The following is an 11,755-nucleotide window of genomic DNA, read 5'->3' on the forward strand; positions in this document are numbered from 1 at the left end:
CCAGCAGCACATGCGGCTCCGGTGGCGGCCGGTTGTGATGGACGCGTTCCGACCCCCGACGCCCAGGAGGCAGTCATGCGCATCCGTTCCCTCGCCGTCACCGGCGCCGTCGCCGCGGCCCTCGCCCTCGGCGGCAGCACCGCCGCGTTCGCCGACAACGGCGCCGAAGCCACCGGCTCCGCGACCAACAGCCCGGGGGTACTGTCGGGCGACGTCATCCAGATCCCGGTCGACGTCCCGATCACGGTGTGCGGCGACTCGATCAACGTCATCGGCCTGCTCAACCCGGCGATGGGCAACACCTGCACCGTCGGCTGACCCGGGCCGCACAGCCGCACACGCGAGGAACTTCCGGAGGGCGAGCCGCCCCCGGAAGTCCTCGCATGCGTGCAGGTTGTACGCCGGTGAGCCGCCCGAAGCGGACAGTGCGCCCCTGGGCCGCACCGGGAGCGATCCCGACACTTACCTCGTATGACGACTGCTCCCGCCGGTTCCACCACCAGCATCGCGCCCGAGTACGGCGACCGGGTCATCGCCGTGGAGGCGGCGGGCTCGGAACCGATCCCCGACGCCGAACGCCACGGCAGCCCCCTCCAGTTGCTCTGGACCTGGGCCTCCCCCAACATCGAGTTCGCGACCGTCTACATCGGCGTGATCGCGGTCCTCTTCTTCGGCCTCGACTTCTGGACGGCGACCGCCGCGATCCTGCTGGGCACCGCGATCGGCGCGGTCACCCAGGGCGTGCTGTCGCTGGACGGGCCCCGGTTCGGCGTCCCGCAGATGGTGATCGGCCGCTTCTCCTTCGGCTTCCTCGGCAACATCCTGCCGTCCGCCGCCAACGGCCTGCTGGCCGGCGTCGGCTGGTTCGCGGTGAACAGCGTCAGCGCGGCCTTCGCCCTGAACACGCTGACCGGCCTGCGCCCGCTCCCCTCGCTCCTCCTCGTCGTGGTCGCCGAGATCCTCATCGGCTTCATCGGCCACAACTTCGTGCACACCTTCGAGAAGTACGCGTTCCCGGCACTCGCGGTGATCTTCCTGCTGGCCGGGGTGTGGACCTTCAAGGACGCGGACCTCGGCGGGGGCGGCTCGGGCGGCGGCGTCGGCGGCTTCCTGCTCGCGTTCAGCGCGGCCTGGGGCTACGCGGCCGGCTGGAACCCGTACGCCACCGACTACTCCCGCTACCTGCCGCGCACCGCGAACAAGGTGAAGACGGTCCTGTGGCCGGCCGTCGGCCTGTTCGTGTCGGTCTCCGTCGTCGCCGTCATCGGCGCGGCCTCGGCGACCATCATCGCCCCCAAGGACGCCACCCCGACGGCCGCCTTCACCGGCCACCTCCCCGGCTGGCTCGGCGACCTCGTGCTGCTCGCCATCATGCTCGGCGGGGTCTCGGCGAACGCCCTCAACGTGTACTCCGGCGCGATCTCCATCGCCTCCTTCGGCCTGAAGCTCCCCGCCTGGCTGAGCCGCAGCGCCCTGGTCGTGGTCTCGGGCGTCGCCGGCACGGCGGCGGCCTGGGCCTCCCTGGACGACGCGGGCGCGGCCTACGAGGCGTTCCTGCTCGTCATCGCGTACTGGGTGGCACCCTGGCTGGGCGTCGTCCTCGTGGAACGGTGGCTCCAGCGCCGCACCGCCACGGACGAGGAACTCTCCGCCCGCCTCACCGACCGCTCCTTCACCAACTGGCCCGGCCTCGCCGCCCTGCTCATCGGCGTCGCGGTCTCCGTCCCCCTCTTCTCCAACCAGGAGGACTACGTCGGCTACGTCCCCAAGCACTGGCCGTCCTTCGGCGACATCACCCCGGTGGTCGGCTTCGCGATCAGCGCCCTCCTCTACACAGCCCTGCGCAAGCGCACCCGCATCTAGCGCCAGCGCCCCGCAAGGGGCGCGGGGCTGTACTCGATATGCGGCTCCGCCGCGTGGGCGCGACCAGCCCCCACCGGCCCGCACCCGACCCACGACCCACCCGGCCCCTCCCGGCCCCCTATTCGTCATCCCGCAGCCGCCGCCAGATCCGGCTCCGGTGCAGCAGGACCAGCGAACCGACCACGGCGACCAGCTGGAGCCCCACGGCGAGCAGCCAGAACTCGTCCCTGGTCTCCAGCCGGTTCGTCAGGAACTCGAAGTTCATGCCGAAGAACCCGGTCAGGAACGACAGCGGCAGGAAGATCACCGACACGATCGCCAGCCGGTTGATCACCCCGTTCTGCTCGCCCGCGACCAGCGAGCCGTAGCTCGCGAAGGCCCGGCGCGTGGCGTCCTGGAGCGACTCGATGTCCGCGAGGACCAGCCGCGCCGCCCGCTGGAACTCCTGGGCGAGCCGCTGCCGTTCCACCGGGAAGTCGGGGTTCAGCATCCTGCGGGTGATCACCTCGTCGACCCCCTGGAGGTACGGCAGCAGCGCATGGTGCAGGACGGCGGAGTGGCGGCGCAGCTGGGACAGCCGGTAGATCTGCTCGGGGCGCCGCTTCTCGAACATGTCGTCCTCCAGCTCCTCCACCTGGAGGAGCGCCTCCACCGCGGCCCGGCGGAACGTCGAGAGCGCCTCCTGGAGCAGCAGGAACAGCGCGGCCACCGCGTCGCGCGGCCGTTCCCTTCGCACCAGTGCCGTGATGTCCCCCGCCAGGCCCGCCCAGTGGCCCCAGTGAACGGCGACCAGGAAGCCTTCGGAGGCCAGGGCGTGCACCTGGTGGACCTGGCCGCCCCGGACCACCGGCACGACGAACCCGGCGGTGTCGCCCAGGAACTCGGCCCGCGGGGACCCCTCCCGCCGGCCGAACCACTCCAGGTCCTCCTCGTCCAGCCCGAGCTGCCGGACCACCGGCTCCTCCGCCGGGCCCGGTTCCCCGGGCAGTTCGACACCGAGGAGCAGGAACGGGTCGGTGGCGAGCCGCCGGCGTGCCTCCGCCGTGGAGACCGTCGTCATGCCCCCGTCCGGCACCGACACCACCGTCACGATCATCGATCGCCCTCACCGCTGATCCCGTCGCCCACGCTCCCAGCCTGCGGGCGGCCCGCGGTACGCGCACCCGCTGCCGCCCCGACCAGGTGCGGGCCGTCCGGGCGAGGCGGCACCCCGCGCCTAGGCGCTCCGCCGGAAGTGCCGCGCCATGCCGTCTGCCGACTGCTGCGCCGTCGTGGCTGATCGCGCAGTTCCCCGCGCCCCTTCAGGGCGCGTACCCGCGGCGCCCCGCACCACCCGCTGCGCGCAGGCCGCCGTCAGGAGTTCGCCCAGCAGGTCGGGGTCGTCGATCTCCAGGCCGAGGAGGGACTCGATGCGCTCCAGGCGCTGGTAGAGGGACTGGCGGCCGATGTGCAGGAGGGCTGCCGTGCGGGTCGGGGAGCAGCCGTGGCGCAGGTGCACCTCCAGGGTGCGGACCAGGTCGCTGGGGTGGGCGGCCTCCCAGGCCAGCAGCGGGCCGAGGGTGTGCTGGACGAGTGCGGCGAGCCGGTCGCGGTTGGCGGCGACCCCGCCCCGGGTCAGCTCGCGTTCCAGGGCGAGGGCACGGGCCGAGGTCACCGTCGGGCCCTCGGGCGCTCCCGGTTCGGCGGGCGGCACGGTCAGGGCGAGTTCGAGGGTGGTGCGGGCCGCACGCAGCGTCTCGCTCCAGTGCAGCCAGCCGCCGGGGCCGACCGCGTGGCCGACGGCGACCGTGGCCCCCGCCTCGGCGGCTCCCCGGAACGCCTCCTGCACGGCCCGTACAGGATCGCCGGGGACCGCGGCCGGCACCGCGAGCAGGGCCAGGACGTCCCCCGGGAACACGGCGCGCAGCACCCCGGCCCCGCCCAGCGCCCGGACCGCCCGGTCCACCGCGCCCACGCCCCGGCTGCCGTGCAGCGAGACGCCGAGCAGCCGGGCGCCGGGGCCGGGGTGGAACCCGGCGAGCGCGGCCCGCGCCTCCACCTCGGGCTGGTTGAGGGCCTGCCCGTCGGCCAGGTCGGCGAGAAGCGCCACCGCGTGGTCGTCGCCCCAGGGCCGCACGACCGTACGGCGGCCGGACAGACCCCGGGCCACGATCGCCCGGTTGGCGGCCTCCGTGATCCGCACGAACGGCACCACCCGGTGCAGGGCGAGCAGCGGCAGGCCGAGCCGGCAGGCCTCGTCGGTCACCTCGGGCGGCATGCCGGGCAGGGCGCGCCCGACTTCGACCGCGAGTCCGGCGGCACCGCGCGCCGCCAGCTCCCGGACGTACCGGCGGCGGACCTCGTCGTCCGCGTCGGTCAGCCCGAAGCCGTTGGTGAGCAGGAGTTCACCGCCGTCGAGGAAGTTGGCGCCCTCGTAGACCTCGCTGGAGTGCACCCAGCGGACCGGGCGGTCGAGGGCGCCTTCGCCGGCGAGGAGTTCGGGGCGGGCCGCCCGCACCGGGTCGAGGGCCAGGACTTCGCGGAGGGTGAGTGCGGGCACGGCGACCTCCAAGGGACGGGCACGGCCGCTGACATTTCGTCCGGCCGGGGGTTGCCCGGAGGGTACTTTCCGCACGTTGCCCTCGTGTTTCGGCCACAGGAGAGTGAAGACATGGATCAGTCACAAGACCGGGCCCGGCTCGCCACCGCCGTGGCCGAGGCCCGCGCCGGGCTCGCCGAGGGGGGCATCCCGATCGGCGCCGCGCTCTACGGCGCCGACGGCACCCTGCTCGGCCGCGGCCACAACCGGCGCGTCCAGGACGACGACCCCTCGATGCACGCGGAGACCGCCGCCTTCCGCGCGGCGGGCCGGCAGCGGTCGTACCGGGGCACCACCATGGTGACGACCCTGTCGCCGTGCTGGTACTGCTCGGGCCTGGTCCGCCAGTTCGGCATCTCCCGGGTCGTGATCGGCGAGGCGGCCACCTTCCACGGCGGCCACGAGTGGCTCGCCGAACACGGGGTGGAGATCGTCCTGCTGGACGACGAGGAGTGCACCGCGCTGATGCGCGACTTCATCAACGACCACCCGGCCCTGTGGAATGAGGACATCGGTGAATGAGCCCCGGCCCCGTATCCCCACCATCGATCTGCGCCCCTGGCTGGACGGTGACCCGGCGGCCCGCGAGGACCTCGCCCGGACCGTCGACTCCGCCCTGCGGACCGCCGGCTTCCTGCTCGTCACCGGGCACGGGGTCGCCCCGGAGCTGCGCACCGCCGTACGGGAGGCCGCGCGCCGGTTCTTCGCCCTTCCCGCCGAGGCCAAGCAGGCGTACGAGGCGAAGGTCGGCGGGCGCGGCTGGCTCGGGCCCGGCGCGGAGGCCAACGGCTACTCCGAGGGCACCGAGACCCCGCCCGACCTGAAGGAGTCGCTGACCTTCGCGACCCACGAGCCGTTCGACGACCCGGCCGTCAACGCGGAGTGGTACGCGCCCAACGTGTGGCCGGCCGAGGTGCCCGAACTGCGCACGCTCTGCGCGGAGTACCTGGACCGGATGGCCGAGCTGGAGAAGGAGCTGCTGTCGCTGCTCGGGTACGCGCTCGGGCTCGAACGGGACTTCTTCTCCCGGCACATGGACCATCCGACGTACGGCTTCAACATCAACTGGTACCCGGGGACCGAGGTGCTGGGCGAGCCCGCGCCGGGCCAGTTCCGGATCGGGCCGCACACCGACTTCGGGACGGTGACCATCCTGGACCGGCAGGCCGGCAAGGGCGGTCTCCAGGTGTACACCGACGACGGCGGCTGGGAGGACGCGCCGTACGACGCCGACGCCTTCACCATCAACATCGGTGACCTGATGGCCCGTTGGACCGGCGACCGGTGGCGGTCGGGACGGCACCGGGTGCTGCCGCCGCCCGTCGACGCACCCGCCGAGGAGCTGATGTCCCTCGTCTACTTCGGCGAGTGCACCCCGGGCACGACCGTCGAGTCCGTCCCGGCGCCGGTCGGCCGGGTCGCCTACCCGCCGGTCGACTCGCACGTGTACCTGCGGGAGAAGCTGGACTCCATCACCGTCGGCTGACCCCGCAGCGTCAGGATTCGTGACCCAACAGTCATCACGCGATCTGGCCCGGAGCAACTCCCCCTTCCTACACTCGTGTCGAGGGGGGACTTGCCTTGCACAGACGGCTGCACGGGCGCGGGGCGCTGTTCGACGTCGAGCCGGCCGGGCTCGTGCCGAGAATCGTCGGGTTACGGCCGTACCAGCACCGTGTCCTTCCCCTCGAACACCCCGGAGAGCTGCCGTTCGTCGTGCTGACCGGGGCACGGGGGCTCGGCAAGAGCGCGGTGCTCGGCGAGTTACGGGACGCGTACAAGGGGCACACCCCGGTCGCGCTCGTCGACTGCGCCGAGCCGCAGTTCGCGGGCCCGCCGCCGGAACGGCCCGCCGAGTCCTGGTCGCCGGTCGCGCAGGCGCTCCTCGTCGTCGCCGAGCAGCTCGCCGAGCCGGTCACCGGCGCCGGGCGGATCACCTTCCCGCGGCTGATGTCCGGCCTGGTCGCAGTGGCCGCCGGCGGCTGGGGCGACGCGGACTCGGAGCGGATCCGGCGCGAGGTGGAGCGGATCCTGCTGCTGAACGAGAGCGGCTCGTGGATCAGCGGCTTCGCCGGGCGCTGGTCCGGGAAGGTGGCGGCGAAGGTCGTCGCCGCCGCGACCGGGACCGGGCCGCTGGTTTCCGGGGCCATCGAGGCCACCCTGGAGTCGATCGCCGAGGGCTTCGCCAGCCGCCGCCACCAGAAGGCGTCGGTCTGGTATCGGACGTATCCCAACGCGGGCGGGCACGCCCAGCGCGGGCTGATCCTGCTCTCCGGGCACTTCCGCGCGGGCGGCACCTCCCGCGAGCACGCCGAGCGGTATCTCGTACGGGCCCTGCTCGCCGACCTGACCGAGGCGTACGCGGGCGTGCTGCCCCGGATGCAGCGGCTCGGCCGGCCGCTGGTGCTCGTCGACAACGTGCAGACCGGACCGGGCCCGGGCCTGCTGGAAGCCGTGCTCAGGGACCGCGCCGAGGGCGTCGCCGACCAGGTGGCCTTCGTCGCCGGACTGCGCGGCGACGGCCGGCGGCTGCTGCGCGGCGGGGTCCGCCGGGAACTGGCCGGGGTCGCCCGGCGCGCGGCGTGGACCCCGGACCCGGCCGTGCCCTCCTCGCGGGCGCTGCTGGTGGCGCTGCCGCCGCTGACCCCCGACGACACCCTGCACCTGGTCGGCGCCCCCGCCGCGCCCCGGTTCCCGCAGGCCGTGCACCGGCTGACCGGCGGCAACCCGCTGGGCGTCGCGCTGCTCGCCGAGGCCGCGGCCCGGCATCCGGAGCGCGCCGGCTCGCCGGCCGACCTGCTGACCGCCGACGTACGGCCCGTCGAGGACGGTCCCGCCGCCCCCGCCTACCTCCTGCTCCTCGACCGGCTGGTCCCCGCCGACCGCCTCGACGAGCTGACCGTCCTCGCCGCCGCCCACGACCACGACTCGGCGTGCGCGCTGGCCGCCGCGCTGCTCCCGGACGACTTCGGCCCGGCCGACGTACGCGCCCTCCAGAACCGGCTCGCCCAGGAGGGACTGCCCGCCGTGCCCGGCCAGTTCGTCGGGGACCCCTTCGTACGGACCCTGCTGCTGCTCCGGCTGCACCTGCGGGACGCCGACCACAGCGGCTGGCGCACCGCCCACGAGACGCTGATCGCGTACTACACCGAGGACCGGCCGGACGGGTCGGACGGGCCGGACGGGAGGGACCGGTTCCGGCTCCACCACCAACTGGCCCTGGGCCGGACCGGACCGGCCGTCGCCCACCTGCGCGACACCTTCCCGGTCCTGGACACCCGCGACTGGCTGCGGACCCTGCGGTTCGTCGCCGCCGCGCCCTACTTCCACGCCCACGACGCCGAGGGCCGCGACTTCACCGGCCACGGCGACCGGCGGGCGGCGGTGGCGCTCGGCCGCACCGACGCCCAGCAGCGGGTGCCGGACGGCGTGGACGGCGTACTGCACCTGCGGATACGGCGGTTGCTGCACGCGGTGTGGCTGCTCGGCGATCCGCTGGTGCTGCCCGACCCGAAGGTCGGCGACCGGCTCCGCTTCGAGCTGGAGCAGCTGTCCAACCTGCGGCCGGCCGGCAACGCGCTGCTGTGGCGGGCCTCCCGCAGCTGGCCGTCGGCCGCGCTGGCCGGCCGCCCGCCGACGGCGGACGGTGCGGGCGGCGAGGACTCCGAGGACGGCGACGACGAGGGCGACGCGGGTGACGACGAGCGGAGCGGGGTGGCGTGATGGCCGGGCGGGGCGTGGGCACGTGGTTGCGTGAGGGCGTCTGGGAGATTCCGCTCCGCCGCTATCTGGCCCTGCTGGTCACGGCCGCGGTGCTCGCCGGGCTGGTCGTCGGGGTGCGGGCGGCCGTCCGCGACGACCGGTCGTGCGCGCCGGGGGTGGCCCGCCCCGAGGGCAGCGACGAGTGCGTGGGCGTGGCGACGGCCGGCTACGACTTCGGGCAGCCGCGGCTGCGGGACACCGTGCGGGCGATCACCCGGGAGAACGCCCGCCTGAAGCCCGGGAGTTACGTCACGGTCGCGGTGATGCTGCCGTACACCGCGACAGCCGCGGCCAGCCTCGCCGACATCCAGCACGAGCTCCAGGGCGCCTACCTCGCCCAGTACCAGGCCAACCACGACTCCAACGGCCAGTCCCCGGCGATCCGGCTGGTGCTGGCCAACCCCGGGGCGACCAGCCGGTACTGGCAGCCGATGGTCACGCGGCTGGCGGGCATGACCGGCGGCACGGACCGGCTGCGGGCGGTCGCCGGGGTCGGGCAGAGCACCGACGACAACAAGAAGGCCGTCAGGGAGCTGACCCGGCTGGGCATCCCGGTGATCGGGTCGTCGATCACCGCCGACGACCTCGCCAACGGGCAGGGCGGCAAGGACCCCTACCCCGGTCTCGCCCGGGTCTCCCCCACCAACACCGACGAGGCCCGCGCCCTCGCCTCCTTCGCGAAGGTGAGCGCGGGCCGGGCGCTGCTCGTCTACGACAAGCCGGGCGACCCGTACACGCGGACGCTCCAGACGTCGTTCGCGGCGCTGATCAAGGGCTCGCCGTACGAGCCGCAGCCGTTCACCCCACCGGCCGACCGCAGCAAGGAGGGGACCACCGCGAACACCTTCCGGCAGATCACCAACCTGGTCTGCGACACCTCGCGGACGACGGACACGATCCTCTTCGCCGGCCGCCACACCCAGCTGCGGCAGTTCATCAACGCGCTGGGCGCACGCGGCTGCCAGGACCGGAGGTTCACGGTGCTGACCGGGGACGAGGGGTCGTACCTGACCGGCGAGACGAAGCTGGACCGCAGCGCCCTGCGGCACAATCTCGCCGTCCGCTACACCGCCCTCGCGCATCCGGACGCGTGGGGCAGCGGGAGCCCGAGGACGGGCGGTTCGGCGGCGGACATGGCGACGCTGACCGGGCTCCTGAAGAGCGCGGCGAAGGCGCCGGTGGGGCCGATCGGGCCGGTCGCCCTGGACGACGGGCAGCTGATCATCGCCTACGACGCGGTGCGGCTCGCGGTGCACGGGATCCGCGAGGCGGTGCCGGCGGGGAGGTCCGTGCCGGCGCTGGCCGACGTGGGCTTGCAGTGGCCGCAGGTGAAGGGGTCGCTGCGGGTGGACGGGGCGAGCGGATGGATCTGCCTGGACGCGCACGGGAATCCGTACGACAAGGCGGTGCCGATCGTCGAGTTGCGGGCGGAGGGCGGGTCGCGGTTCGTGACCCTGGCGTGGCCGGAGGGGAAGCCGCCGGGCTCGGAGTGTCTGCCGCCGTCGTGAGCTGCGGGTCCGGTGGGGGCTGGTCGCGCCCACGCGGCGGAGCCGCATGTCAGATACAGCCCCGCGCCCCTTTCGGGGCGCTGCAGCTCGCCATGCCGTCAAGGGCCCAGGGTTTCAATCAGGCGTTCGAAGCGCGCCCGCCACGCCGGTTCCGCCTCCCCCTCCCCCGTGAACTCGTGCGTGAAGCGCAGGGTGCTGCCGGTGGTGCCGTCGGGCTCCAGGTGGAAGCGGATCCTGCCGCCGGGGGTGACCGTGTACTCGGCGACGCGGTCGACGTCCCACGCGGTGACCGTGCCCGTGCCCAGGTCACCGAGGGTGACCGTGCCGCCCAGTCGTGGTTGCAGGACGTCGGCCGGGGTGAACCAGGCGGCCAGGCCCTCCGGGGTGGAGAGGCTCGGCCAGACCTGGTCCGTCGGCCTCGGCAGGCGGGTCAGCAGGTGCAGGACGGCCATGACACCAGCCTGCTCCGCACCCCCGGGATCCGCACCCCTTACGGGCGCTCGCCCGCCTTGTCGACCACGGCCCGGCGGAGGATCGCGGAGCCGCCGGCCGACGTGCCGTCCCGGTACTCGCGCTCGCCCAGGAACGCGTACGTCCGCTCGTCGAAGATCAGCTGGACGCGTTCCGTGCCGCTGCCGCGGGTGATCGCGACGCCCTCCCTGCCGGTCAGGTCCTTGACACCGTGGACCACCTCGACGCCCGGGATCGTCGCCGCGGCCCGGTAGAGCGCGGCGCTCGCCTTCGGCGGCATCAGGGACTCCCTGATCAGGTCGCCGAAGAAGGTGAAGGCCGCGGCGTCCCGGTCCGGCCGCTCGGCGTCGACCTCGCCGGCGCTCACCCGGTACAACCAGTCCCGCATCGCCCCGGTACCGGTCGGCAGCTTCGCCAGGTCCCGGTAGTAGGTGTCGGCCCGCTCGTCGGCCTTCTTGTTCTTCGGGCCGAGGACGACGTGCCCGTTGTCCGGCGCGTCCTCCTCCAGCAGGCCCTTGCGGGTGCCGTCGACCGACAGCCAGATCTCCCGTTCGTGGACGGGCTGGAGCCTGCCGGGGCCGCCGTTCTCGTAGACCAGTCCGGCGACCCGGCTCTCGATGTACACGAACTGGTCGTCCCGGACGCCGGCCGGCGCCTTCTCGTGCTCGGCGGCCAGCGCGATGTGGCCGAGCAGGGCCGTGGCCTCCCGGGACGCCTGCGGCTGTGCCGCGTCCCCGGAGGGCACGGCCACGGTGACGGCGATCGCGGCGACGGCCGCCACGGCCGCGGCGACCAGCGCGGGCCGCAGCCACCTGCGGCAGCGCTGCGGCTCTTCGCGTTCTTGCCGTTCTACCCGTTCTACCCGTTCTTCCCGTCGGATCTCGGTCATCAGATGCTCCTTGAGGAGTCGGTGACGGGCCGGCGGGAGGTCGTGTTCGTGCGGCTGGTTCATCGGGTTCCCTCCTTCAGGGGCCCGACCGCGTCGGTGCGGTCACCTCTCATCTGTCCAGGGATACGAGCGGGTTCCAGGTGTTTCGCGAGTTTTGCGCGGGCACGGGAAAGGCGGGAGCGGACCGTGCCCACGGGCACGCCGAGGGCCTCGGCCGCCGCCGCGTAGTCCAGGCCGGACCACACGCACAGCGCCAGGACCTCCCGCTCGGGCCGCCGCAGCTTCGCCAGTGCCGTGCGTACGAGGGCGAGTTGGGCCGCGTCGTCGACGCGTCCGGCGACCTCGTCGGCGAAGTCCCGTACCGGCTCCTCGCGGGGCAGCCGGGCCAGTGCGGCCGAGTGCCGACGGGCGGCCCGGCGCTGGTTGCGCACGACGTTGGTGGCGATGCCCAACAGCCAGGGACGCGGTGAGCCGCCGTCCGCGTCGAGGGCCGTGCGGAGCCGCCAGGCCTCCAGGAACGTCAGCGAGACGGCCTCCTCGGCGGTGGTCCAGTCGCCGGTCAGGCGGTAGGCGTGGTTGTAGACCGAGCGCGCGTAGGCGTCGAAGAGGGCGGCGAAGGCGTCGTGGTCTCCGGCGCGGATGCGTCTTCGCAGATGTGTGTCCACGTCCTCCTACCTGTCGTAC

The 11,755-nt window shown here is 73.8% G+C and carries 11 protein-coding genes; 6 read left to right on the forward strand and 5 right to left on the reverse strand.

Going from position 1 to position 11,755, the window contains the following annotated elements; genetic code table 11:
* Positions 1-75 precede the first annotated feature (75 nt).
* Both AB0D74_RS24930 and AB0D74_RS24935 read left to right on the forward strand, forming a co-directional pair.
* A complete protein-coding gene (locus AB0D74_RS24930) occupies positions 76-318 on the forward strand; it encodes a chaplin (RefSeq protein WP_362590959.1) in 243 nt (80 codons plus the stop codon).
* Between the two features lie 153 nt (positions 319-471).
* On the forward strand, positions 472-1,863 hold the full coding sequence (locus tag AB0D74_RS24935; RefSeq protein ID WP_362590962.1) for a cytosine permease: 1,392 nt from the start codon (positions 472-474) through the stop codon (positions 1,861-1,863).
* Positions 1,864-1,981: 118 nt separating this feature from the next.
* Here AB0D74_RS24935 and AB0D74_RS24940 read toward each other — a convergent pair whose 3' ends face one another.
* Together AB0D74_RS24940 and AB0D74_RS24945 are read right to left on the reverse strand one after the other, a co-directional pair.
* Positions 1,982-2,959, reverse strand: a complete 978-nt coding sequence (locus AB0D74_RS24940) for a CorA family divalent cation transporter (protein ID WP_362590965.1) — start codon at positions 2,957-2,959, stop codon at positions 1,982-1,984.
* A gap of 120 nt (positions 2,960-3,079) precedes the next feature.
* Positions 3,080-4,402 carry a PucR family transcriptional regulator gene (locus tag AB0D74_RS24945; protein WP_362590968.1) on the reverse strand — a complete coding sequence of 441 codons (1,323 nt, stop codon included), beginning with the start codon at positions 4,400-4,402 and terminating at the stop codon, positions 3,080-3,082.
* A 111-nt stretch (positions 4,403-4,513) separates the two neighbouring features.
* Between AB0D74_RS24945 and AB0D74_RS24950 the strand changes: the two genes are divergently transcribed.
* The 4 genes from AB0D74_RS24950 (at position 4,514) to AB0D74_RS24965 (ending at position 9,711) form a co-directional block, all read left to right on the forward strand.
* A complete protein-coding gene (locus AB0D74_RS24950) occupies positions 4,514-4,963 on the forward strand; it encodes a nucleoside deaminase (RefSeq protein WP_362590971.1) in 450 nt (149 codons plus the stop codon).
* A complete protein-coding gene (locus AB0D74_RS24955; protein ID WP_362590974.1) occupies positions 4,944-5,927 on the forward strand; it encodes a 2-oxoglutarate and iron-dependent oxygenase domain-containing protein in 984 nt (327 codons plus the stop codon). Before AB0D74_RS24950 ends, AB0D74_RS24955 begins: the two co-directional genes overlap by 20 nt.
* Before the next feature lie 95 nt (positions 5,928-6,022).
* Positions 6,023-8,164: a hypothetical protein gene (locus tag AB0D74_RS24960; RefSeq protein ID WP_362590977.1), complete on the forward strand. Its 2,142-nt coding sequence runs from the start codon at positions 6,023-6,025 to the stop codon at positions 8,162-8,164.
* Complete coding sequence (locus AB0D74_RS24965; protein ID WP_362590979.1) at positions 8,164-9,711, forward strand: hypothetical protein; 1,548 nt, start codon at positions 8,164-8,166, stop codon at positions 9,709-9,711. Before AB0D74_RS24960 ends, AB0D74_RS24965 begins: the two co-directional genes overlap by 1 nt.
* 98 nt (positions 9,712-9,809) lie before the next feature.
* On the opposite strand, the gene AB0D74_RS24970 is transcribed toward AB0D74_RS24965, so the two are convergent.
* From AB0D74_RS24970 to AB0D74_RS24980, 3 genes are read right to left on the reverse strand one after another with little or no spacing between them, the layout of a single operon-like run.
* Entirely contained in the window at positions 9,810-10,163 is a 354-nt protein-coding gene (locus AB0D74_RS24970) for an SRPBCC family protein (protein WP_362590982.1), read from the reverse strand.
* 38 nt (positions 10,164-10,201) lie between these two features.
* Positions 10,202-11,134, reverse strand: coding sequence for a CU044_5270 family protein (locus tag AB0D74_RS24975; protein ID WP_362590984.1), 933 nt, complete (start codon positions 11,132-11,134; stop codon positions 10,202-10,204).
* Positions 11,131-11,736 carry an RNA polymerase sigma factor gene (locus tag AB0D74_RS24980; RefSeq protein WP_362590987.1) on the reverse strand — a complete coding sequence of 202 codons (606 nt, stop codon included), beginning with the start codon at positions 11,734-11,736 and terminating at the stop codon, positions 11,131-11,133. Before AB0D74_RS24980 ends, AB0D74_RS24975 begins: the two co-directional genes overlap by 4 nt.
* Positions 11,737-11,755: the final 19 nt, after the last annotated feature.

The sequence above is a fragment of the Streptomyces sp. NPDC048278 genome (assembly GCF_040652195.1).
In the GTDB taxonomy this organism is placed as follows: Bacteria; Actinomycetota; Actinomycetes; order Streptomycetales; family Streptomycetaceae; genus Streptomyces.

Bases quoted from the DNA above. Each gene is read 5' to 3' on its own strand.
- AB0D74_RS24940 (WP_362590965.1), bottom strand. From the start codon at position 2,959: ATGATCGTGACGGTGGTGTCGGTGCCGGACGGGGGCATGACGACGGTC.
- AB0D74_RS24930 (WP_362590959.1), top strand. From the start codon at position 76: ATGCGCATCCGTTCCCTCGCCGTCACCGGCGCCGTCGCCGCGGCCCTC.
- AB0D74_RS24965 (WP_362590979.1), top strand. From the start codon at position 8,164: ATGGCCGGGCGGGGCGTGGGCACGTGGTTGCGTGAGGGCGTCTGGGAG.
- AB0D74_RS24950 (WP_362590971.1), top strand. From the start codon at position 4,514: ATGGATCAGTCACAAGACCGGGCCCGGCTCGCCACCGCCGTGGCCGAG.
- AB0D74_RS24975 (WP_362590984.1), bottom strand. From the start codon at position 11,134: ATGAACCAGCCGCACGAACACGACCTCCCGCCGGCCCGTCACCGACTC.
- AB0D74_RS24970 (WP_362590982.1), bottom strand. From the start codon at position 10,163: ATGGCCGTCCTGCACCTGCTGACCCGCCTGCCGAGGCCGACGGACCAG.
- AB0D74_RS24935 (WP_362590962.1), top strand. From the start codon at position 472: ATGACGACTGCTCCCGCCGGTTCCACCACCAGCATCGCGCCCGAGTAC.
- AB0D74_RS24955 (WP_362590974.1), top strand. From the start codon at position 4,944: ATGAGGACATCGGTGAATGAGCCCCGGCCCCGTATCCCCACCATCGAT.